At 42.9% G+C, this 24,058-nt stretch carries 9 protein-coding genes; 7 read left to right on the top strand and 2 right to left on the bottom strand.

Annotated features, from left to right (window positions below):
* Positions 1 to 27 precede the first annotated feature (27 nt).
* The 7 genes from MHI27_RS15015 to MHI27_RS14985 all read left to right on the top strand — a co-directional run bounded on the left by MHI27_RS15015 (position 28) and on the right by MHI27_RS14985 (position 9,030).
* The gene (locus tag MHI27_RS15015) at positions 28 to 984 is read left to right on the top strand and encodes an ABC transporter permease subunit (RefSeq protein WP_339271294.1); all 957 of its coding nucleotides are present in this window, start codon (positions 28 to 30) and stop codon (positions 982 to 984) included.
* 9 nt (positions 985 to 993) lie between these two features.
* Entirely contained in the window at positions 994 to 1,896 is a 903-nt protein-coding gene (locus MHI27_RS15010) for a carbohydrate ABC transporter permease (protein ID WP_076287031.1), read from the top strand.
* A gap of 76 nt (positions 1,897 to 1,972) precedes the next feature.
* Positions 1,973 to 3,724, top strand: a complete 1,752-nt coding sequence (locus tag MHI27_RS15005; RefSeq protein ID WP_341060768.1) for an ABC transporter substrate-binding protein — start codon at positions 1,973 to 1,975, stop codon at positions 3,722 to 3,724.
* Between the two features lie 125 nt (positions 3,725 to 3,849).
* On the top strand, positions 3,850 to 4,944 hold the full coding sequence (locus tag MHI27_RS15000; RefSeq protein ID WP_042188184.1) for an endospore germination permease: 1,095 nt from the start codon (positions 3,850 to 3,852) through the stop codon (positions 4,942 to 4,944).
* A complete protein-coding gene (locus tag MHI27_RS14995) occupies positions 4,941 to 6,392 on the top strand; it encodes a spore germination protein (protein WP_042188182.1) in 1,452 nt (483 codons plus the stop codon). Before MHI27_RS15000 ends, MHI27_RS14995 begins: the two co-directional genes overlap by 4 nt.
* A complete protein-coding gene (locus MHI27_RS14990) occupies positions 6,389 to 7,528 on the top strand; it encodes a Ger(x)C family spore germination protein (protein ID WP_405176632.1) in 1,140 nt (379 codons plus the stop codon). The genes MHI27_RS14995 and MHI27_RS14990 overlap by 4 nt, the downstream gene beginning before the upstream one ends.
* A gap of 248 nt (positions 7,529 to 7,776) precedes the next feature.
* Positions 7,777 to 9,030: an ATP-binding protein gene (locus MHI27_RS14985; RefSeq protein WP_405176631.1), complete on the top strand. Its 1,254-nt coding sequence runs from the start codon at positions 7,777 to 7,779 to the stop codon at positions 9,028 to 9,030.
* Between the two features lie 74 nt (positions 9,031 to 9,104).
* Here the strand turns inward: MHI27_RS14985 and MHI27_RS14980 are convergent, their stop codons facing one another.
* Positions 9,105 to 15,428: a discoidin domain-containing protein gene (locus tag MHI27_RS14980; protein WP_405176630.1), complete on the bottom strand. Its 6,324-nt coding sequence runs from the start codon at positions 15,426 to 15,428 to the stop codon at positions 9,105 to 9,107.
* A 97-nt stretch (positions 15,429 to 15,525) separates the two neighbouring features.
* Positions 15,526 to 24,024 (bottom strand): glycosyl hydrolase family 95 catalytic domain-containing protein, encoded by an 8,499-nt coding sequence (locus MHI27_RS14975; protein ID WP_405176629.1) that lies wholly within the window; start codon positions 24,022 to 24,024, stop codon positions 15,526 to 15,528.
* Positions 24,025 to 24,058: the final 34 nt, after the last annotated feature.

Here is a 24,058-nt window from a genome sequence, read left to right as displayed (position 1 = left end):
TTATGGCATATCGAAGGAGGGACATAAATGAAAGCGATTACCTCAAAAGCTCAACCGGAGCTGAAGAAGCCTGCTTCACGCTTTTGGCCAACTTTTATACAGCAGAAATACCTCTATATGATGGCCTTCCCATTTGTGCTCTGGGCATTTGTATTTAATTATTTGCCTTTATGGGGCTGGACGATGGCTTTTCAGAAATACAAACCCGGGAAATCCTTTTTCGATCAAAAATGGGTCGGCTTACAGTACTTCAGAGAGCTTTTTCAAGATGATCAATTCTTTAATGCACTTCGCAATACACTCGCTATGAGCATCATGGGCTTGTTGGCTGGATTCATTATTCCCATCATTTTTGCTATACTTCTGAACGAGCTACGGCTTCAGTTTCTGAAACGGTTTGTACAGACAGTCTCCTATCTCCCCCACTTCGTATCTTGGGTGGTTGCTGCCGGAATTATTACCAAGATGCTCTCTACCGATAACGGTGCGGTAAACGACCTGCTGCTAAGTCTTCATCTAATTAGTGAACCTATACAATTCATGGCTAAAGGTCATTTATTCTGGGGGATCGTCACAGCTTCTGATGTTTGGAAGGAAACCGGGTGGAACACAATCATTTACCTTGCAGCTATCTCAGGTATAGGTCCAGAGCTTTATGAAGCAGCAAGAGTAGACGGTGCAAGTCGCCTGCAGCAAGTACGAAACATTACACTTCCAGGTATTCAGACAACCATCATTATTCTGCTCATTATTTCCATCGGGCATTTAATTAGCATTGGGTTCGAGAAGCAGTTCCTGCTAGGCAATAACCTGGTGCGCGACTACTCACAGACGCTGGATCTCTACTCATTAAACTACGGGCTTGGCATGGGCCGCTTCTCCTTCGGTACAGCCATTAATATCTTCAATTCTGTGGTAAGTGTGATTCTGCTGTTTGTCGCCAACGGGATATTCAAAAAAATAACAAAAGAAAGCATCATATAGGAGGCCCTTATGCTAAGTAAAAAACTGGCCGCCGTGTCATGGTCGGACCGCATCTTCGATCTGGTAGTCTATATTGCGATCACTGTAGTGACCATAGTTACGCTATATCCTTTTCTGAATGTGTTGGCAATTTCCTTTAACGACTCCACAGACAGCATTAAGGGTGGAATTACGATATATCCACGCGTCTTCACTATTAAGAACTATGAGACGATCTTCGCCTATTCCGGGCTGATGACCGGACTCAAAATCTCTATATTACGTACGGTGATTGGCACGATTCTTGGGTTGGTTAGTGCCTCCATGTTAGCTTTCACTCTGAGTCGGGTAGACTTCCAAGCCCGAAAGTTCGTCTCTACATTTCTCGCACTTACGATGTATGTCTCAGGTGGTCTCATCCCTGGCTACATCCTGATTAAAGATCTTCATATGATAGGAACCTTTGGCGTGTATGTCCTCCCCGGTCTAGTCAGCGCATTTAATGTATTTGTCATCCGTTCCTTTATTGATGGCTTGCCCTATGCGCTGCAGGAATCCGCTAAGTTGGACGGGGCTAATGACTTCACGATTTATTGGCGGGTTATTCTTCCGCTGACCAAGCCTGCCCTGGCAACCATCGCTCTCTTCCTCGCCGTTGGCCAATGGAATTCATGGCTTGATACTTATCTTTACAATGGTTCCAAGGATTCATTGACCACCCTGCAGTTCGAGCTAATGAAGGTCATACAGAGTACGACAACTAATGCGGACAATTTCCGAGGTCGCAATATGACAGAGGTTATGGCACAGATTTCTCCGGAATCAGTCAAAATGGCAATCACGATCGTAGTCACAGTGCCTATTCTAATCGTCTATCCATTTTTGCAGCGCTACTTTGTTAAAGGTATGACTTTGGGTTCAGTAAAGAGTTAGTACGGTAATGGTATAAGCAGGCTCAGCCTGTATACACAATACATTTTTTGACCAGAAAAAGGGAGGGTTTCTATTCATGACAAGAAATACAGTAAAATCGCATGTGATGTTGATGGTCTTGACTTTACTAATTAGTGTGCTGGCAGGTTGTAGCGGATCAAGCAACAAAACAGCTGATAACAATGAAGGAACTAAACCAACGAATGAAGTTAGTGCCACTGCAGAGGCTACCGCGGAAGCAACTGCACAAGCCGAAGATTTAAGCCCGCTTACACTCTCCTTCTTCGCTGAAGATCCAAATCCGAACTGGAACAATATGAAAGACGACATCAGTAAAGTGATTACAGAGAAAACAGGCGTCACACTCGATGCGGAATTTGCGGTAGGTGATCCACAACAAAAAATCGCCTTAATCGCTGCTGGTGGTGATTATCCGGATATCATCTCTGCCAAAGCTGATATCGGTAAACTTGTAGATGCTGGAGCAGTCATCGATTTAACGGAGTTAATCGACAAGTATGCACCAAATATTAAACGTGTGCTTGGTGACAACCTTGCCCGGGCAAAATACACGAATGAAGACCAATCGATTTATGCCATTCCTACCTGGGCAGCGGTTGATGAGAAGAAATTCGTGGCTGGCGGTGGATTTGAGCTTCAACATCGCGTCTTGAAGGAAGCCGGATACCCTGAAATCAGAACAGTCACCGATTATGAGAATGTAATTAAAGCCTATCTTGAGAAACATCCAACTGATGAGAACGGCAACAAGAACATCGGAGTCTCCCTGAACGCGGATGATTGGCATATGTACATTTCCGTCACTAACCCTGCTGTTGCAACGACAGGCGGTTCGGATGACGGGGAATATTACGTAGATCAACAGACACATGAGGCGATCTACCACTTTCGCCGTCCGGAGGAGAAAGAGTATTTCCGCTGGCTGAATCATATGAATGATATCGGATTGCTAGACAAAGAGAGCTTCGTGCAAAAGTATGACCAGTACAAAGCTAAAGTAGCCACAGGACGTGTGCTTGGCTTGATTGATCAAGATTGGGATTATAATGATGCTCAACAAGCGTTGAAAACGGCAGGAAAGTTCGATCAAACTTATGGTCATTATCCGGTAACATTAACGAAAGAATACAAGGAAACTAGCTTCTGGCCTACCGGCTTCATGGGTGGTTATGGCATCTCGATCTCCAGCACAAATCCGGATCCGATTCGTACAATTAAGTTCCTGGATTTTCTCGCTTCTGACGAAGGACAAATCTTGAATAACTGGGGAATTGAAGGTAAGCATTATGTGGTAGAGAACGGCAAACGGATCGTTCCGACAGATGTACAAGATCGCATCAACAATGACAACACAGCCTTCACCAAGGAGACAGGAATCGGCTTCTACTGGAATATGATGGTTCATTACGGAGACGGCGCTAAGGATGCAAGTGGAAATTATTACACTAAAAACTTCCCGGAACAACTTGTACTTGGGTATAGCGATGTTGAGAAAGAAACTTTAGCTGCCTACAAGGCAACCACTTGGAAGGATCTATTCCCGAAAGAAGAAGAATTCACTGAAAAGGCCTATGGTGCAGCGTGGAATATCGCGATTCCAGGTGAAGATGAGGTCACCATTTTAGGTAACAAAATGAGAGATATTACATGGAAACGTATTCCGGAAGCCATTCTTGCCAAACCAGCAGATTTCGATAAAATCTGGGCTGACTACATGGCAGCTTTGGAGAAAGCCGGAGTAGAAAAAATGGAAAAAGGCTATACCAAATATGTGCAGGATCGTGTTGCCTTATGGAGCGCTAAATAATAACACTTTGAGCCGAGCGGATATCCGCTCGGCTCTTTACGTTTTGCACTGCTCAATTCTCCAGAATAAATCACCTCCAAGAATGGCATTATAAGGTAGACGGTGGGTCCGGTTTATTTAGGAGGATGAGGAAAATCAAAACAAATATTACGTTTATTCAATCCATCATGATTATTATGCTGAGTACAGGCCTTCTAAATCATGTCATTATCATCCCCATCCTATTGGACGCGGCAAAACGTGACGCATGGATCTCAGTGCTGCTTGCTGGGGCATGTGCGCTAGTTTGGATCTTTATCCTGCACATTAGTACTACTAAAATCAAAAAACAGCATCTTTTCGCTTGGCTGGCTAAAGCTTACCCTCCTATCGTGAGCCGTATTCTTGCGGTAGTCGCTAGTGTATACTTGTTTGTCTTATGCATGATTACAACTAGAGACACTGTATACTGGGTGCATCTGACCTTCTCACCAGAGACACCTATACTGGTCCTTACGTTTGTATTACTTTTGATTTCTGTGATAAATGCTTATTTAGGTATTCACTCCCTCGCGAATACCGCTGCTATTTTGCTGCCTTTTGTTATTATATTGGGTTTTTTTATAATGTTCTCTAATACAACTCATAAAGATTATTCCTTATTAAGACCGATGCTTGAGCACGGTATGCAGCCCGTTTGGAAAGGGAGCGTGTACGTAGGAGCAGGTTTTGTTGAGGTCATCATGCTTTTCTTTATGCAACATCACATCAAATCGCGATTGTCATATCTATCGTTTATGATCATGATCCTGCTTATCTTAGGTCTAACCATGGGTCCGATAATTGGTGCAATTGTTGAATTTGGTCCGGATGAGGCTGATAAACTCAGATTTCCCGCGTATGAAGAATGGAGATTGCTGACGATTGGACGATACATTGAGCATCTAGATTTTTTTAGCGTTTATCAATGGTTCAGTGGTGCTTTTCTGAGAATTTCTCTAACTATGTTTCTAATTCTCGATATACTCCAAATTCAAAGCAAAAAAGTGAAAATGTTGGTTCTTGGAAGCATATCTTTTGCTATTGTAGTGTTCACAGCCATTCCATTTAGTGACCAATTTTTTCTGAGTATGTTAGCTCACTATGTACTTCCCTTTTCTTTATGGGGGGTACTCGCTTTTTCTGTAATTATTGCAGGGCTGATTAGCTTGGCTCAACGAAAGGGGAAAGCAACATCATGAAAGAGCCTGAGCAAAAGGAATCCAATACGTTCGAGGATGTGTTCACACGAGTATTTGGTTCAAGTTCAGACATTAAGAGACTAACTATCTCTTTGTCTGACTCGGACAATGCCGTTCAACTGGTGTATTGCCAGGGGTTGTGCGATGAAATCAAAGTGGAAGAATATATCATCCCGGAATTAAAAAAGATCCCGGAATCTATTCTCACATCGAATGAACTCGATCTTATGCAAAAAGTTCCGTTTCACATGACCCCCCTTCCATCAAAAGAGATTAATGCTTCAATGATTGATACTGTGCTTAATGGTGATCTTTTCCTTCTTTTTACGCCATCGAATCAATACTATGTTGTGAAATTGGCTGATCCACCTAAACGGCAACCTGAAGAACCCAATACAGAAGTGTCCACAAGAGGGCCTAAGGATGGTTTTACGGAAGAATCATTTACCAATATTGCCCTTATTCGAAAAAGACTTAAGACCGAATTATTGGCTGTTGAACAATTCAGTATTGGAATCCAAACCGCGACTGAAGTTCATCTTTTATATCTCAAGGAGACGATTAAACCTCATGTACTAGATGAGATCAAGTCAAAACTAACCGGCATTCAAATCCAGGGATTGGTGAGTAGCACCCAGCTTGAAGAAAGTCTGACTGGATTTTCGTTTTTTCCATTATTCGCATATACGGGCAGACCTGACTATGCTGCGAATTCACTGCTTCATGGCAAATTTGTGCTCTTGACGAATGGTTCGCCTACTGTGATTATAGCGCCAGTGAGCTTTAGCTTCTTGTTGAATACTTCGGAAGATGCACATATGGTAAACATCTTTGTTGCTTTTACTAGGTTATTAAGAGTCCTAGGGGTTATGCTTTCCCTGTTTTTGCCGGGCTTTTGGATCGCGCTTACTACGTTTCATCAAGATCAAATCCCCTTTACGCTGCTTGCAACGTTAGTAAATTCGAGACAAGGCGTGCCTCTTCCGGCTCCCTTGGAGGCGATTGTGATGCTCATTTTATTTGAGATTTTTCGGGAAGCAGGGATGAGATTACCTACTGCTTATGGCCAGACCTTATCGGTAGTTGGAGGTTTAATTATCGGTCAGGCAGCCATAAGCGCCGGCATTGCAGGTCCAGGTACGATTGTGGTAATAGCCATTTCAGTATTGGCTACCTTTACATTGGTCAACCAGTCATTAGTTAGCGTTGTTAGCTTGCTTCGAATTGCTATTCTCATCATTAGCGGGTTTCTGGGGTTGTTTGGTACGATGACATGTCTGCTTGCACTGATCCTCTTTATGGTCAATTTACGTTCTTTCGGCACCTACTATCTTTCCCCTCTATCCCCGCCTCACTGGAAGGATTTTTATAAAGTTATTTTCAGAATGCCGTGGGGAAAGGGAAAGTTTACGGACAATACGGGAAATAAAGGACGAGATCGATCATGAAATTGATCCGGTGCATGCTTGTTACTGCTCTGCTCTCCATGCTGCTTACAGGCTGTTGGGGATCAAAAGAAATTGAGCATATGATCTATGTGAATACATTAGGCGTCGATTATGTAGACAACAAAGTCGTTGTTTATATTCAAATGGTTAACTTTAGTGGCATTGCGAAAAAAGAGGCCGGGCAGAGCCAAGAACAAAAAACCTTCATAGGGAAAGCAGAAGGAGATTCGTTTGATGCGGCAATATTTAATTTATATGCCACTAGTCCACAAAGAATTATCTGGAGTAATGTGAAAACAATCGTATTTAGTGAAGCAGCGCTAAAGAAGGGTAGCGTCATCAATCAAGTATTGGACGTTTGGGATCGATATTATGAATTTCGATATACCGTTTGGACCATGGCAACCAACGAACCTATGGAAGAAGTGCTGACTACCCCGTCGATCGCCGATCTGTCAGTGATCTACTCGCAGCTTAACAGTCCCATGCGAACCTATGAACAGAGCTCGGTTGTCGCTCCGTTGTATCTGTACAAGTTTATATGGAAATGGAGAGAGAAAGCCGAAACGGTTCGATTACCTTTTCTTGAAATTGCGCCAGACTGGACCAGTAATAAGGAACCTTCCCCTAACATTAGCATGTCGGGGATCTGCTTTCTGCAAAATGAGCAATTTCGTGGTTGCCTGAAGTCTAAAGAGATATTAGGGGTTCGATGGCTGGAAAAAAAGACGCAACGAACGCCTCTGATAATCAAAGATGACAAAGAAGTACTTGCTGTGATCGTCATGAACAAAGTTAAATTCTCTATTCAACCCAAGATGAAGCATGGCAAACCTATCTTCGATATTAAAGTGTCTATGCAGGGCACTCTTCCGGAATTGAGCGCAAACCTTAATCGAAAAGATATTGAACTGAAAGCGATAAAAGTAATTGATGATCAGATTAGGGAAACTTACTTGAAAGGTTTAGAAATAAATGCCGATGTATATGGACTCTCAGGGATATTCTATCGTAATCTTTCAAAAGAGTGGAACAAACTGAATGATAAAGGAATCTTACCGCTCGATTCAAGCAGCATCGAAAAAATTGATATCAAGGTGAATCTGACCAGTGGTGGGATATCTAAGATTGAGTAAACTCAGATGAAATGATCAACTAAAGGCTGAAGAACAACTTTTAATTACTAAAAGTTGTTCTTCAGCCTTTTATTTGAAATGATTAAACGACAGGTTTCGCACGCACAGTATAATTCTTCCTGTATATGTAACTTTCTTCTCAATAGTTATTTTTAGTGCCTTTACACCGCTCCCTCAGAAGGAGGAATTCATAGTCACAACGAATAAACAGTATATCAAATTCTTTCTAAACTATCGGGAGGGCTAATATGCTGGATGTAAAGGATATTTTACTGCAATTATTGTTTGCCCTAACCCCTTTTGTCCTTTATACCATTTACTATCGTGACAAAGCCGTTAACTATTCAAAACAATTTATCACGATCACCTGCATGATATGTCTTTTTATGTCGATGACCTTTCCTGCTAGTATACAAGATGGAATCATATTCGACATTCGTTACGTGATCATGTTTTTCGGAATGGTTTATGGAGGCATAACTACTGGAGTTTTTCTTATCGTTGAGTTTCTAGTATACCGCCTCCTTATAGGTGGACAGGGACTATTTTCAGCGATAATTATTCTCTCCCTCACTTTCTCCTTATCCGCATTGTTATCCAATCTATACCGTCGTCGTTCCGAGTACCGAAAGCTTATTACACTCATTGCAGGGATATGCTTTTCCATTATTCCAATAGGTACTATGTTTGCAACGGAATACCAATACACGATACAGCATTTAAAGTTCAATATCCTCGTTATGCCAGTACAAAATTTCCTCGGAATTTGGATATTGATTTCCCTTTTTAATAAAGCAGTTTCTGATAAGGAATTATATCTCAGGTATCTTCAAAGTGAAAAATCGGAAACGATTGCTCATGTCGCAGCCTCTCTAGCTCATGAAGTCCGTAATCCACTTACAGCCGTTATGGGATTTTTAAAATTATTGAAGGATGATTCGATCACAAGAGAAAAGAGTCAGAAATATATTGAAATTTGCCTTGAAGAGATTAAGCGGACAGAAGTTATTCTTTCTGAATATTTATCGATAGCTAAACCCAATCATTCAATGGTAGAGAAAATTGAACTTGTGCAGCAAATCTACTCAATTGTAGATATCATAACGCCGTACGCCAATATGAATAACGTTACTTTGGAGATGCACCCCTTGGAGGATAAACTATATGTATCTGCAAATCCTACTGAAATCAAACAACTATTCATAAATTTCATCAAAAACGCGATAGAAGCTTGCACTGTTCATTCAACAGGTATTGTGAGCATCCGTATTGAGCGTCAATCCCAATTCGCAAAAATAATAATAATTGATAATGGGGTTGGTATGAGCAGCGAGCAGATGGATCGACTGGGAAGCATTTATTTTTCAACTAAAAGCAAAGGTACCGGTTTGGGACTTACGCTTTCTTATCAACTGATCCGTTCGATGAACGGTGATGTAAATGTACGAAGTAAATCAGGAGAAGGAACTGAATTCATTCTCTCAATTCCATTAACTGACTGAGTACTTAGATGCTCCAACGAAACAAAAAAACTCGGCTCAAACTTATCGTTTGAACCGAGCCTATTTAATATTACTTAATTCATAAACTTCAAATATTGCAAAAGCTGTTTAATCATCAACGCTGCCTCAGCACGTGTTGCTGCGTCTTGCGGATCAAATGTTGTTTCTGTTTTCCCTTTGATTAATCCTTTCTCTGCCGCTTCTGTTACCGCTTCGCTAGCATAATCAGAGATTTGGTCCTGATCGGCAAATGGAGTCCGGATTTGAGCTTCTGCTCTATAATCTCCTTGAATGAGCTGAACGGCTTTCATGATCATCACGACCATTTGCTCTCTTGTAATGATTGTATCCGGGCTGAATTTCCCTTCGCCTATGCCTTGAGCCAACCCGAGTTTCGCAGCTATATTCACGTCCTCCGCATACCACGCCGTGGCACTAACATCTGCAAATACATTCGATAATGACTCCGTAGTTAACCCTATTCCTCTTACCAACAATGCCGCAAATTGAGCACGCGTGACCTGTCCTGCTGGCGCAAACGATCGATCCGTCATTCCATTAATGATCAGCTTGGAGGCTAAGGTCTCAACATCCTTTTGTGCCCAATGTCCACCCATATCATCGAATGTTTTCTTGTTCTGAACGATGGTGTATAGACCATTTGCATGTCCGAAGATCGAAACTTCAGTCTTGCCGTTCTTCACATTAAACACCGATGGTACGAAACGCATTTGTCCTGTAACCGGATCGAATTTAACGGCGGTCGCAGTCGATGGATCTTGAATAACACCATCCATATTTATGACACGTGTCATAAACGGATTTCCGAAACGTTGAAGCTCTTCTTCTTTATCATTCGATTTAAGAATGACTTTGTACGCGATAATGTCGCTTACTCGTTTCATTCCTTTTTCTACTATGGATTGTTCAAACTTCTGCTCATGCTGTGAAGTCACATTATCCATTCGAATGATTAAGGCTGCACCCGCAACTTTAGCTGCTTTCTCAAGTTCTTCACGATTAAGATTGGCAAGCGGAAGTTCATAACTGCCTAAATGGCCTCTTAGTGTTATGATTGTGTCCTTATTTGCTTTCAAGCTGTTGTACAAGACATCCAGTGGAAGATTCACTGCATTCCATGAATTCACTCCTGGAATCTCAATATCGAGATTAGGGGTTCCTGTAGTTTTGTGAAGTGCTTCTAATTTCTTCGCTAAAGCTTCCTTATCAATGTTAATGGTCAGGCTCGTTGTTCCATTCTGTGCAGTTTCACTTTGTAGTTCTTTTCCCGCTGGAACATAACGATGTGGATCTTCTTTCGCCGGTGGTGTCGTTGGACTTGTTGGTGTCGTTGGATTGCCTGGATCTACGCCCGTTCCTGGACCTGTACCTGGATCAATAATTTGCATTTGACCACTTATGGTAATAACCATGTCTCCTTGGACACCAGAACCATCCACTGCTGTAGCTACCACTTTCACAGTTCCATCTTTCACAGCCGTGAGTAAACCGAATACATCAATGGTTGCGATATCCGTTGCTGTGATTCCATCTACTCCGTATACAGCCCATGTTACCGACTTATTGGTTGCATTGTCAGGTAGCACGGTAGCGCCTAATTGCAGGGTTCCGTTCTTAGAAGTAATCGTGGACACATTTCCTGAGCTTGTGATGTTTATCTTTTCAACATTCACTGGATCAGTGCCTGGATCGATAATGTCCGTTTGACCACTTATGCTAATATCCATTTCATCATGAACACCAGAGCCATCCGTTGCTGTTGCTACCACCTTAACGGTTCCATCTTTCACAGCTGTCAGCAAACCGGATAGATCAATGGTCGCTTTGTCCGTTACTGTTGTGCCATCTACTTCATACACAGCCCATGTTACCGACTTGTTAGCATTGGTAGGCAGTACGGTAGCGCCTAACTGGAGGGATCCGTTCTTCGTCGTAATCACCGATGATTCACTTGTAATCGTGATCGATTGAACCATAACATGATTGTTGATACTGTTCTCCATCGCTTGCAACGCAGCATTTAAGTCATTCGCCGCTTGCTGCAACTGCTGCTGGGTAACAGATAAGCTATCGCGCACTTTCTTCGCTTGATCAATGGCTTTTTGCAATGTTTGTTTTGAACCTTCTGGATACTGACCCTCTTCATTCCCTTCTACAGCACTATCGTGCTTACTTTGCACACTTGTAATGAGCGCTACAAGAGCTTGATAGTCCTCCTCCATCTCATTCTTCATGATGTTAATCTCTGCTGCGGAAGCCAATCCACCATGACCTTCGATAGCAGTAAGTCTCAGGTATCTACTAGCAACAGGAACGAAATCCGCGACTTTCTCAGTGCTGTCATCATCCCAGCTTCCGCTTGTAACAGATGTAAAGTTAACTCCGTCCAAACTTGTTAATATCTCATAAGAAGTAATATTTCCGTTTTGTGCCCCATTTTGTCTTGGCAAATACTTTAGTTTCGAAATGACATGCGTATTACCAAGATTAAGGGTTATCGACTGTGGCAGCGGATTAGACAAATCCCACTTCGTATGCCAGATTGTTGACGAATTACCGTCGATGGCTTGCGAAGCGTCATTATTCTCGCCGCTTGTCTCTTCACTCGTTGCCGTAGCTGTCATTTGCGATTGTGGAATCAACGACGTATCAACCGGAACCGCGCCATAAACATCAAATTCCCAGAAGCTCGCCCAACTATCGGACAACTCCGTCACTTGGATTCGAACATATCTTGCGTGTGTAGTGAAATAGTCAAACTGTACTTGCTGTGAGCTTGACTTTTTCGCTACTGACACCCAGTTTACATCATCATCCGAAACCTCGATTTGATATCCATAATTCTTATTCTCCATTTCCCATTTCACCCTGGTACCCGATAAGTCATAAATCGCCCCAAGGTCAACCTTGTACCAGTGCCCAACATTACCGTCGGCTACGCTCCAACGAGTCGTTTCATTTCCATCGTTACCTGCCGAGACAGGGTTATTATTTTGCGAGCTGTCAGCGGTAGCAGGCTTATTAAGCGCAATGTTCTTAGGATCGCTGTAGACTTGAATTTCTTTGATCGCTGGCTTCTCCGTACCACTGCCCCCTGCAAGAGAATCTACAAATACTCGTACATATCTAACGCCAGTTGCCGTATAGTTGTCTGGTCTCATATCTTGACCTGAAGCCGAGCGGCCCGCCACTTGCGACCATTCTTTACCGTTGGCGGATACCTCTAATCTGTAGGAGTAATAGATGTTATCCCTTCCCCAAAGGATTTTACTGCCTGAAAGATTGTAGGAAGCACCCAAGTCGACCTGCCACCATCCAGGTGCATTGCTGCTAGCCTCCCACCAAGTGGCATTGATTCCGTCGTTTGCATTATAAGCTTCGTTGCCAGTTACCGAACTGCTTGCACTGACGGACTTATTTAATGCGACATTCACCAACTCTGGATGCCGTGTCGCCTGATTTTGAAACGATGCTACTCCAAATACTTTTATCTCATTGAAACTAGCCTGACCTGTATGTGCACCTGTTAACGTTACGCGCACATACCGTGCGTTAGCAACGAGCTTATCCCTTTGCAGCGCCGTTGCCATCTTATATTGGGTTTTATCCAAAATAGTCGTCCAATTTCCCTGATCTTCAGATACATCAATTTTGTACTGATTATTGGAGCTCTTATTCGCCCAAACGATTTCAGATCCCGTAATGTTATAGGCTTCTCCTAAATCGACTTCCCACCATTGATCCGAGCTGCTATTTGAAGCTGTCCATCCAGCATTTTCGTCTCCATCATTGCCGTTTGTTCCAGGATTACCGCTTTGCTCGCTACTTGTTATTACAGGTTTGTTCAAAGCAACATTCTCACCTTCAAACCAATTGTCTCCTCCATCACTTCCACCAGGAACGAATACACTTTGACTTGCAATACTGGTGATTTCAGCGCTTCCAGGGAGCAATCCACTCGCTGATGCCGTTAATTTCAAAGTTCCATCCGTAAGTGAGGATTTCACGATTGCAGCGGCAACGCCACCTTCCACGGCAACAGGGTTGGCAAACGTTCGCGTTACACCATTACCGATAAGTCCCCCCGGACCGCTCAAGTTTAGGGAAACAGAAATAGAGTTTGTTGGAACAATGTTATTGTCAGCGTCCCGCACCGTAATATAAACCATCACTAGGTCGGAACCGTCTGCAACAAGATCCTTCCCTTTCGTATCGTACTCAACAGCCAAATGATGTGGCTTTCCCGGTGTTTTCACGGTATGAGAAGCCACGACTTTGCCGTCAATCAATCCGTCAGCTCGTAATGTTCCCGCCGCCCAGGACACATTGTTGAATGTAAATGTCGGATGGGTAACATACTTTAATCCACTATCGGGACTTTGGGTAGCGATGAGTGTATCGTTCAAATAAAGCTTAACTTGCTTCGTATTACTAGCGACTGTGACATTTCTTGACGAAGATGGTGTCCAATAATTAGCGATATAGACCATCGGTCCAGATTCGACACCACTTAGCTTCACAGCAGGATTACGCTGGCTCTGGAAGAAATAATAATTAAATTTCGGATACCGATCCAGATCCACTAGGCCTGAATATGCCGGGTCAGAATCCATACCCCGGTTGTTGTCGCTAAAGCTCCAAACCGAATGTCCGGCTATACGTGAATTGCCATTGAGGCCCGCCCAGTCGAAGTAGCCTTCACCATTTAGCGCCTTTTGACGCATGATCATGGAGTTGAGCATATCGGTTTCGCCCACTTTACGTACCGATCGATAACCCGTTGGACTTGTCGCGCTTTCCGACCAATCGTCTCCCCATTCCCTCGTAAAGAGTGGTTTGAATGCTGTATCTAATTCTTTGTAGTTTACATCATAAACTTCTTTACCGAAGAATCCGTATTCTGCAGATGTGTACGTCTGATCTCCCGGATATTCTTCATGGGTAGCTTTATGAGCATTTTGTGCATACTCCAGCGAGTATGTCGTTTCATTCAAGCTGGATTCCCACATAATAATACTCGGATGGTTTCGATCACGGCGTACCATATCCCGAATGGCTTGATAGGAACGCTCTTGGAAGACAGAATCTCCGAAAAACTGCCAGCCTGGCGTTGGGGAGATGACAGTCAATCCAAGCTCGTCTGCCGCATCAAGGAATGCTGGATCCTGTGGATAATGACCCGTTCGCACGTTATTAAAACCGCCTTCTCGAAGCTGCACAGCATCTCTGTACTGTCCAGAATTAGGCATTGCATTGCCGACATACAAATACTCTTGGTGGCGATTTGCGCCATTTAACATTAATTTTTCTCCATTGATGAGAAAGCCTTGATCAGGTGTAAATTGAATATGACGAATCCCGATACGGGTCTTGTAGCTATCTACATAAGCAGCCCCATCATTCACAGCTGTATACACCGTATACAAATTAGGATGGTCAGGATGCCAAAGCTGTGGTTTGGATATCTTCGTCGATTGGATAAATGTATAATCGCTTCCCGCTCCTATTTTCTGTGGATCACTCACCATTGTAGCAACCACTTGATTATTGCTGTCTACAATTGTGGTTTTTACACTGGTGTTCTTAGCGATCATGTATTCATTGATGATATTTGTCTTCACCTGCACCGTCGCTTCCTCTTTACTCACCTCAGGGTAAGTAACAAAGATGCCACCGTCCGCCACCTTATTTGCGTATATAGCATCGGAGACGTGTAAATTGTCCATGACATGCAGTTTAACATCTCGATAAACTCCTCCGAAATATTGAAAGTCCAAACCACTTTGCGGCTTGCCAGGTGGCGTTTGTGGGTCATCTCTGTTATCAAGCTTGACTGTAATGACGTTTGTTACCCCCTCTAATTGAACATAGTTCGTGATGTCGAATGTAAAAGGGGTGTAGCCTCCGTGATGGTTTCCTAGATAAGTGCCGTTTATCCACACTTCAGCATTGATCATCGCACCTTCGAATTCTATAAATAGCTTCTTACCGCTGTAAGAATTGTCGAGCGTAAAATGTCTTCGATACGTTGCAAAGCCTTGATAGCTTTGATTAGAGCCGCCGCTGATCTTCGGCTCCAGACGCACACTATGAGGTAGATTGACTCCCTCCCAGCCGCTATCGTCAAAATTTGCCTCTTGGGATCCGCTTACATCCTCACGTTTGAATAACCAACCTGTGTTGAAATTTAGTTCCTCTCGATTTGTCGAATCGGATGACAGATTCAAAAAGTTATGCTCTGGGATAGCAGATAATCCTGTAATAACGCTTACATTTTCTGCTTCAGCTTTTGGAACATTTATAGGTTGCTGTACAATTAAACCTACCGTTAATAAGCTGACAATCAAACGTTTGGCTAAAGATTTGATTTTGAACAAAATCATACTCTCCTCTTTTGTTTATGAAATAAGTAGATAAACATTGTGCTCGGCTCAATCTTAATAATTCAACCGAGCACAATATATTAATCTTTTACTAATTCATAAACTTCAAATATTGCAAAAGCTGTTTAATCATCAACACTGCTTCAGCGCGTGTTGCTGCATCTTGCGGAGCAAATGTTGTTTCTGTTTTTCCTTTGATTAATCCTTTGCTCGCTGCTTCTGTTACCGCATTACTAGCATAATCAGAGATAAGGTCTTGATCAGCAAATGGAGTACGTACTTGAGTTTCCGTTCCATGATCATCTTGAACAAGATGAATAGCTTTCATGATCATGACGATCATTTGTTCTCTCGTAATCATTGTATCCGGGCTGAATTTGCCTTCGCTTACGCCTTGAACTAAGCCTAACTTCGCTGCTGTGTTCACATCCTTCGCGTACCACTTCGTAGTACTAACATCTGTAAATACGTTCGATAATGAATCCGTCGTTAGCCCAAGACCTCTTACCAAAAGCGCCGCAAATTGAGCACGGGAAACCTGGCTTGATGGATTGAACATCCGAACCGTCATTCCGTTAATGATCAGCTTGGAGGCTAAGGTCTCAACATCCTTTTGCGCCCAATGTCCAACCATATCATCGAATGTTTTCTTGTTCTGAACGATGGTGTATAGACCATTTTCATGTCCGAAGATCGAGACTTCATTCTTGCCGTTCTTCACATTAAACACCGATCGTACGAAACGCATTTGTCCTGTAACCGGATCGAACATAACTGCGGTCGCAGTCGATGGATCTTGAATAACGCCATCCATATTTATGACACGTGTCATAAACGGATTTCCGAAACGTTGAAGCTCTTCTTCCTTATCATTCGATTTAAGAATGACTTTGTACGCGATGATGTCGCTTACTCGTTTCATTCCTTTTTCTACTATGGATTGTTCAAACTTCTGTTCATGCTGTGAAGTCGCATTATCCATTCGAATGATTAAGGTTGCACCCGCAACTTTAGCAGCTTTCTCAAGTTCATCACGATTCAGATTGGCAAGCGGAAGTTCATAACTTCCTAAATGGTTTCTAAAAGCTATGATTATTTCCTTATTCGCCTTCATGCTGTTGTACAGAACATCAAGCGGCAGATGTACTGCATTCCATGCATTCACTCCTGGAATCTCAATATCGAGATTAGGGGGTCCTGTAGTTTTGTTAAGTGCTTCTAATTTCTTCGCTAAAGCTTCCTTATCAATGTTAATGGTCAGGCTCGTTGTTCCATTCTGTGCAGTTTCACTTTGTAGTTCTTTAGTTGTTGGAATATAACGATGTGGATCTTCTTTTGTAGGAGGGATCGTTGGTGTAGGTGATGGCGTTGGTCTGGTTGATGTCGTTGGGTTACCTGGATTTGTTCCTGGATCTGGAGTAGGCTCTGGACTTGAAGTAGGGTCAGGAGTGTCATTTTGACCGCTAATCACAATCTCCTTAAATCCATGAACCGCAGAACCATCCATTGCACTGGCAACCACTTTTACATTTCCGTTCTTCACAGCTGTCAACAACCCGTTTACATCAATAATTGCTTTATTCGTAGGTGTGCGGCCATCGGCTTCGAATACAGCCCATGTTACAGACTTATTAGTTGCATTGTCAGGTAACACGGTAGCGCCTAATTGAAGGGTTCCGTTCTTAGCGGTAATCGTCGACACATTACCTGCGCTTGTGATGTTAATCTTTTCAACATTCACAGGATCAGTGCCTGGATCAATAATGTCCGTTTGACCACTTATGGTAATAACCATGTCACCTTGAACACCAGAACCATCCACTGCTGTGGCTACCACTTTCACAGTTCCATCTTTCACAGCCGTGAGCAAACCGGATACATCAATGGTTGCAATATCCGTTTCTGTTGTGCCATCTACTCCATATACAGCCCATGTTACCGACTTATTGGTTGCATTGTCAGGTAGCACAGTAGCGCCTAATTGAAGAGTCCCGTTCTTAGCGGTAATCGTTGACACATTTCCTGAGCTTGTGATGGTTATTCTTCCAACATTCACTGGATCAGTGCCTGGATCGATAATGTCCTTTTGACCACTAATGCTAATATCCATTTCATCATGAACACCAGAGCCATCCGTTGCTGTGGCTATCACCTTCACAGTTCCATCTTTCACAGCCGTTAGCAAACCGGTTTGATTAATTGTCGCTTTGTCCGTTGCTGTTATGCCATCTACTTCATGCACAGACCATATTACCGACTTTTTCGTTGCATTAGCAGGCAGTACAGTAGCGCCTAATTGGAGAGTTCCGTTCTTAGCAGTAATCACTGATGATTCACTTGTAATCGTGATCGATTGAACCATCTCATGTTTATTGATACTATCTTCCATCACTTGCAACGCAGCAGTTAAGTCACTCGCCGCTTGCTGTAATTGCTGCTGTGTAACAGGTAAGCTATCGCGTACTTTCTTCGCCTGATCAATGGCTTTTTGCAATGTTAGTTTTGAGCCTTCTGGATACTGACCATCTTCAGTCCCTTCTACAGCACCGTCGTGCTTGCTTTGGACTCTTGTAATGAGCGCTTTAAGGGCTTGATAGTCCTCATCCATCTCATTCTTCATAATGTTAATCTCTGCCGCTGAAGCCAATCCACCATGGCCTTCGATAGCAGTAAGTCTCAGGTACCTACTAGCGACCGGAGCGAATTCTGCGATTTTCTCGGTGCTGTCATCATCCCAGCTTCCGCTTGTAAACTGTTTAAATGTTGTTCCATCTAAACTGGTTGATAATACATAAGAAGTAATATTCCCGTTTTGTTCCCCGTTTTGTCTTGGCAAATACTTTAGTTTAGATATGATTCTCGTATTTCCAAGATCTAGGGTGATCGATTGCGGCAAATCCGCCATAGGATCCCATTCAGTATGCCAGATGGTTGAAGGGTTTCCATCTATGGCATTATCCGCTTCGTTTCCACTGCGATTACTGGTAGATGAAGCTGTCATTTCACTTTGCGGAATATCATTTGGATCTGTAACTGCAGGTGTATAATCATTCGTTCGCGTGACAATAAATCCTTGAGTTGCTTCTACGGAATCCGTACCAGGGATCATGCGATTGAAGTTGATTTTCTTGTCAACATCACTTTCTTTAAAACTATTCCCCGTGACAGTAACAGCTTTAGAGGCATCAAAAGTAAGTTCAAAACCACCTTGATTCGCAGTATTGTTCGTAAACGTTAACCCGTCTACACTCTTTGCATAAATCTCAGAATTGCCGCCCACCTTGTTAAACTGGTTGCCGTCAATCTCAATATGGCTATGCACGGTCTTATCGGGATTCGTCAGGGAAGTATTCGGATCAATACTGATCACCGCGTTACCGTTATTATTAAACGTATTGTTACGGATCAAGACGTCCTTCACCATTCCTGATTCGTACCAGCTACTAGCATCATGTGCGATCAAGATCGCGCTCATCTGCATGCCATTAAACGTATTGTTCTCGATTCGAACAGAGCCGCGCGTTGTTACGAGGAGGCCTCTAGTCGGTATCGATTCAAACGTTGAATTCTTAACGGTGACATTCGGCGTCCATGTGGCATTTTCAACGACATACTCATTCGCAGTTATCGAAGAAGGTACCGGTTTATCTAGCGTAAGAACAATTTGAGTATCATTTAGGCGTGTCACATCGGTGACCACTGCACTTTCCTTCGAAAGTAAAGTCGACTTGTTGATATATTCGATCGAATCTCCTACAGCAAATGCATCAAAGCCCCAGCTCTCAGGATGCATAAATTGTACTTTGACCTGATTGGATGACGTTACTTGCACAATTTGCAGATGAGTGCCGTGAATGTTAATCGCATCATCGTGAGCTCCAGCAAAATAAGAGTTTAACACCCGAATCTCACCCTTGCCTCCAGAAACTTGCAAGAAGTCTGCCATTGATGCGTTCGTCCGTCCACTGCCTGTCTTTGGTGCAAAGTTCAAGTTATCGAGCGATACATTTTCACTATATTGGCTGATAATTCCAAGCCCAGGTGCAGCATAAAAGTTAACATCTGACCACGCAATATTCTTGCTTCGATAGATCAACGCACCTTGTTCTCTTCTTGTTGTATCCCGAAACTGAAACGTGTTTCCTACCGACAATTTTGGACTCTTAGTGAAGTTGAATTGCACCTCACGTTTACCGAGATCCTTCGTGCTTGTTGTGCCGTCTAGAGGATTGGCCACTCTCCATGTCTGTTTCGTAGCTGGGTTATACTCTTGCACAGCGCGTACATTTTGTGTTCCGTTCTCTGTCCAGTTCTCCTCACCGAACCATACTAATTGATTATTCTGAATAGAGTACCATGAATCCGGATGTATACTCGCTTTCATGTAGTTGTTGCCTACTTCAGTTACAGTCATCTCCGATACGACAGGACGATTGAAATCGATGTTAATTCCGTTCACTTTAATATTTGTTGCATGGTCGAATACGATAGGTGTCATCACACCATGGAATAACAAGGTCGAACCGTTCCCTCGAATGGTAAGATCATCGATATCCTTGAATATAAGACCTACCTTACGAGTGCTACTAGGTGTCTGTTCTTTTGTGGTTGTATTTGAAATGAAATATTGCGCTTGATTTGCGGTTGATGCTTTAAAATGATACGTTTCTGTAGGAAAGTCTAGGATGACAGGCTTCTGCGCCGCTTTGGCAGCCTCGATTGCCGCTCTTACTGCATCACCTGCATCTTCACCTTTATAATTCAGGGTGATTACGCTATGATTAACTCCGTTAATTGTTTCTATAGTCTGTATATAATAATCTTCGGCTTTGTCCACGCTCTTAACTACACGAGACTGAATATCCGCTCGATCAACTGAAATATATGTGTTGTTTGAATTGTCATTCTTTTGATCTGTCACCCGAATTTTGAGTACATGCTCCTGATTCAACATCTCAGAGCTTTCAAAAAGCAGTTGTTGATCTAAACGCGAAGAGGCGTAAGTATCAACCAGTTGTTCAGGACCATCATCGATAGAGAATGCAACGGTACCCTGATTATTGTTCTTAGCCCCATACAATTGCACTTTAGAGCCATTAAAACGCAAGAACGCATATGAATCTGTCTTGTTGGAATAATGATTGTCACGACTGAATGCCCCACCTTCGGAAGAGCTATAGTCCCAACCTGAACCATATACAAACTGGTCATTCCCTGATCCGGTTGCATTGTCGTTCACGGTTCTATCTAATGAAAAAGCAAACTTCTGGTTACTCCCCTTACCGGCTTTATTTTGTACGAATTGTTCACCACTAGAAATACTGTTATTTGGCATGTCGATCACTTTTCCGCTTGCCCGATTTTTTAATTGATATAAGCCATCACCTACATCTACGACAGTCCATTCATCATTGTAAGTCGCATCATCGGTGTATGTGGCTTGAATTATCCCTGCACCATCCGCTGTTGACGCATTCTCTACAGCCAACACTTTTGAACTGCTCATTGAGATAATTTTGTAATAACCCGGGGTTGTCTTCATAAACATCCATTGTTGATTTTGACCCGAACTTTCGGACCATTGTATGATAGCGGCGCCATCTGATTTAGAATCCTCGTTCACGTCCATACGAAGATTGCTGTGTTGGATGGTTAGATTGAACTTTTGCTGATCAAAAAAGTCTCTCACAGGATCGATTCTCACCAATTGCTCATCAGAATCTGTGATTGAAGATTGGATCAACTCTATCCCAGTCCCTGTGCTAGTGTTTGAAGCTGTAAGCGCTTTACCACTACCACGATTAACCAACTGAGAGTAACCGTTCCCTTTATCAACGAGAAGCCATTCATCATGATAAGAGTTGTCTGAAGTGTAGGTTTGTTGAACGAGCTTTGCACCCTCAGACATTGATTCATTTAGCACAGCAATCACTTTACTGCTCAAGCTATTTGTGATTTTGTAGTAGCCATCATTTACGCTTTCTACAACCCACTGCTGACTGCTTGCTAACGATTCAGGCATTTGAATTACTGCTGCCTGCTCTTGCTCCGATGCCCCTTCAATATCTAGCAAATGACCACTATTTTTCATTGTCATTGTCAACAATTGTCCATCTTGTAAAGGAATTGAGCCAATCGTGTAAACGTCTCCAACTTGAGTGTCGAAAGAAATCTGATTGTTATTGTCTACGGAATACTTTACACTTTGTCCCGCTTGATTCATGACAGTTGCTCCAGTTATGCTTGGATAAGAAACAACCGCACGATTGCCTTTATTAGATTTGACACTGATGCTTGTAGCTCTAGCATTGTTCCAATTCACACTGACCTCAAATCCCCCGCGGGCAACCAAGCCCGAATAACTTCCTTTCGGCCATGAAGCTGGGAGCGCTGGCAAAACATCAATATTGTCCAAATGACTTTGTAGCAGCATTTCAGACATGCCGGACGTAGCTCCGAAGTTGCCATCGATTTGGAATGGCGGATGCGTATCGAATAAGTTGTTTAATGTACTTCCAGTAAGCTGACCCTCTAGAATCGTATGTGCATGTGTGCCATCTTGCGCACGAGCCCACATGTTAATTTTGTTAGCTTTGCTCCACCCGGTACCCTCGTCTCCTCGATGCTGCAATGACACTCTGGCAGCTTCCATAAGCTCAGGTGTATTTTTGTTAATTTGCTTGCCTGGATATAAGGCAACTAGTTGGGACAAATGGCGATGCTTGTTATTCGGATCGTCGATGTCCTCTTTCCATTCTTGAATTTGACCGTACTTTCCTATTTTGATTGGAGACACCTGATTTAATTTACTTTGTACTTCCTCACGAAAATCGGAATCGACAGCTAATGTTGTACTTGCCTCCAAGTAGTTAGTAAATAAGTCTTGTACAAGCTGCTGGTCATAGGCACATCCTGTACTGATCGTACCTTGCTCTGGTGAGTAACAAGGTGTGGATACCAATGTCCCATCCGTATCTTCTACTAAATACTGGGTCCAAAATCGCGTCGTTTCCTTCAATATTGGATAAACACGTGACTTTAGTAGATCGACATCTCCAGAAAATTTATAACTCTCCCAAATGTTATTCGAGATAAAAGCATTGGATGCTGGTGACCAGCCCCAATCAAAATTCCAACCCGGCGCAGTATATCCGAACGGATTGTTTGCCACTCCAATCGACCACGCATTAGTAATGCCATAATATTTTTCGGAAGAAATACGCCCCGGAGTACGCAGCGAATCTATGTAATCGATCAGTGGTGTCATTGTCTCCGAGAGATTCGTTACCATCGCTGGCCAATAGTTCATTTGAATATTGATATTAAAATGATGGTCGCTACTCCAAGGCGCTCTATTAGAATTATTCCACACGCCCTGTAAGTTGGCCGGTAGTGAACCGGGACGAGAAGATGAAATCAACAAATATCGGCCATATTGATAAAATAAAACCTCAAGCGCTTTACTTTTCGTTCCTGCATAGGTGGCCAAGAGCTCGTCTGTCGGAATCGTAGGCTTAGACTCTCCCAAGTCTAATTTCACACGATCAAATAATGACTTATAATCTTTCTTATGATTCTCAAGTAATGTTTCGTAAGATTTACTCTCAGCGGCATCCAATATCGCCACTTCCTCATTATGCGGATCAGTGCCTCTATAATTAGGATAGCTGTTGGCATAGTTGGTGCCTAATGATGTAAGGATGGTTAATGAATCTACATTCGCTGCATGGATCTTTCCGTTACCAGATGTTATATTTCCACCTTGATTTAGGACGCGGAAGTTACCTTCATATAGCATATTGTTGTCTAGTACATTGCCCCTAATATTAATGTTGTTGCCATTCGTCGTGACGGTCCCTCCCTGAGCACTTGTCGGGCGTACATCCAAGGACAGCTTACCCGGTTGATTGGCTGTCAAGCGAGTAACCATTACTTTATCTGGATAACTGACAAAGTATTCACGTGTATACTCTACTCCATCCAGCGTGTATTTAACTCGAGATATCGCGTCTTCAAGATCAAGCTCCCGGCGATAATTCTCTACATTGGTTGTTGATGACTTCTCAAAGTCCAGGTACAAGTCACCAAAGGTTAGATAACTTCCTAAGCCTTCATTCAAGCCTGTAAGATTCTCATCCGCTTCTTTGTGAGCACCATCGATATCCCCCTCGCGGAGTTTAGCTCGGACACTCTCTAAATGATCTGCACCACCCTCGCGATTACCGAATGTATACGGGTTAGAAGTTGTTGGTTCATCCGTGGAAGGCCAAGTATATACAAAAGAAGAACCTGGACCACCGGACCACAACGTTTTCTCATTTAACTGAATGCGTTCTTGCTCGATGCCACCAAAGATCATCCCTCCCATAAGGCCATTGCCAATTGGAAGCGCATCTGTTTCCCAATTTATCGCCGGTTGTCGGTACCATAGGGACAATTTATTCTCCGGAGCATCGGACATTCTAGTGATTGCGCTTACAGGTTCTGCTTTAGCTATGGGAACTGATATAGGATTCTGAATAATTAAGCTCAATGATAAAGCGCTCACAGTCAAACGTTTAGCTAAAGGTTTGATTTTAATCAAGATCATTCACTCCTCCTTATAACTAGTTGATAATCATTGT

The organism is Paenibacillus sp. FSL H8-0261 (assembly GCF_045040645.1).
GTDB lineage: Bacteria > Bacillota > Bacilli > Paenibacillales > Paenibacillaceae > Paenibacillus_AQ.
This window is presented reverse-complemented; position numbering and strand designations above follow the sequence as displayed.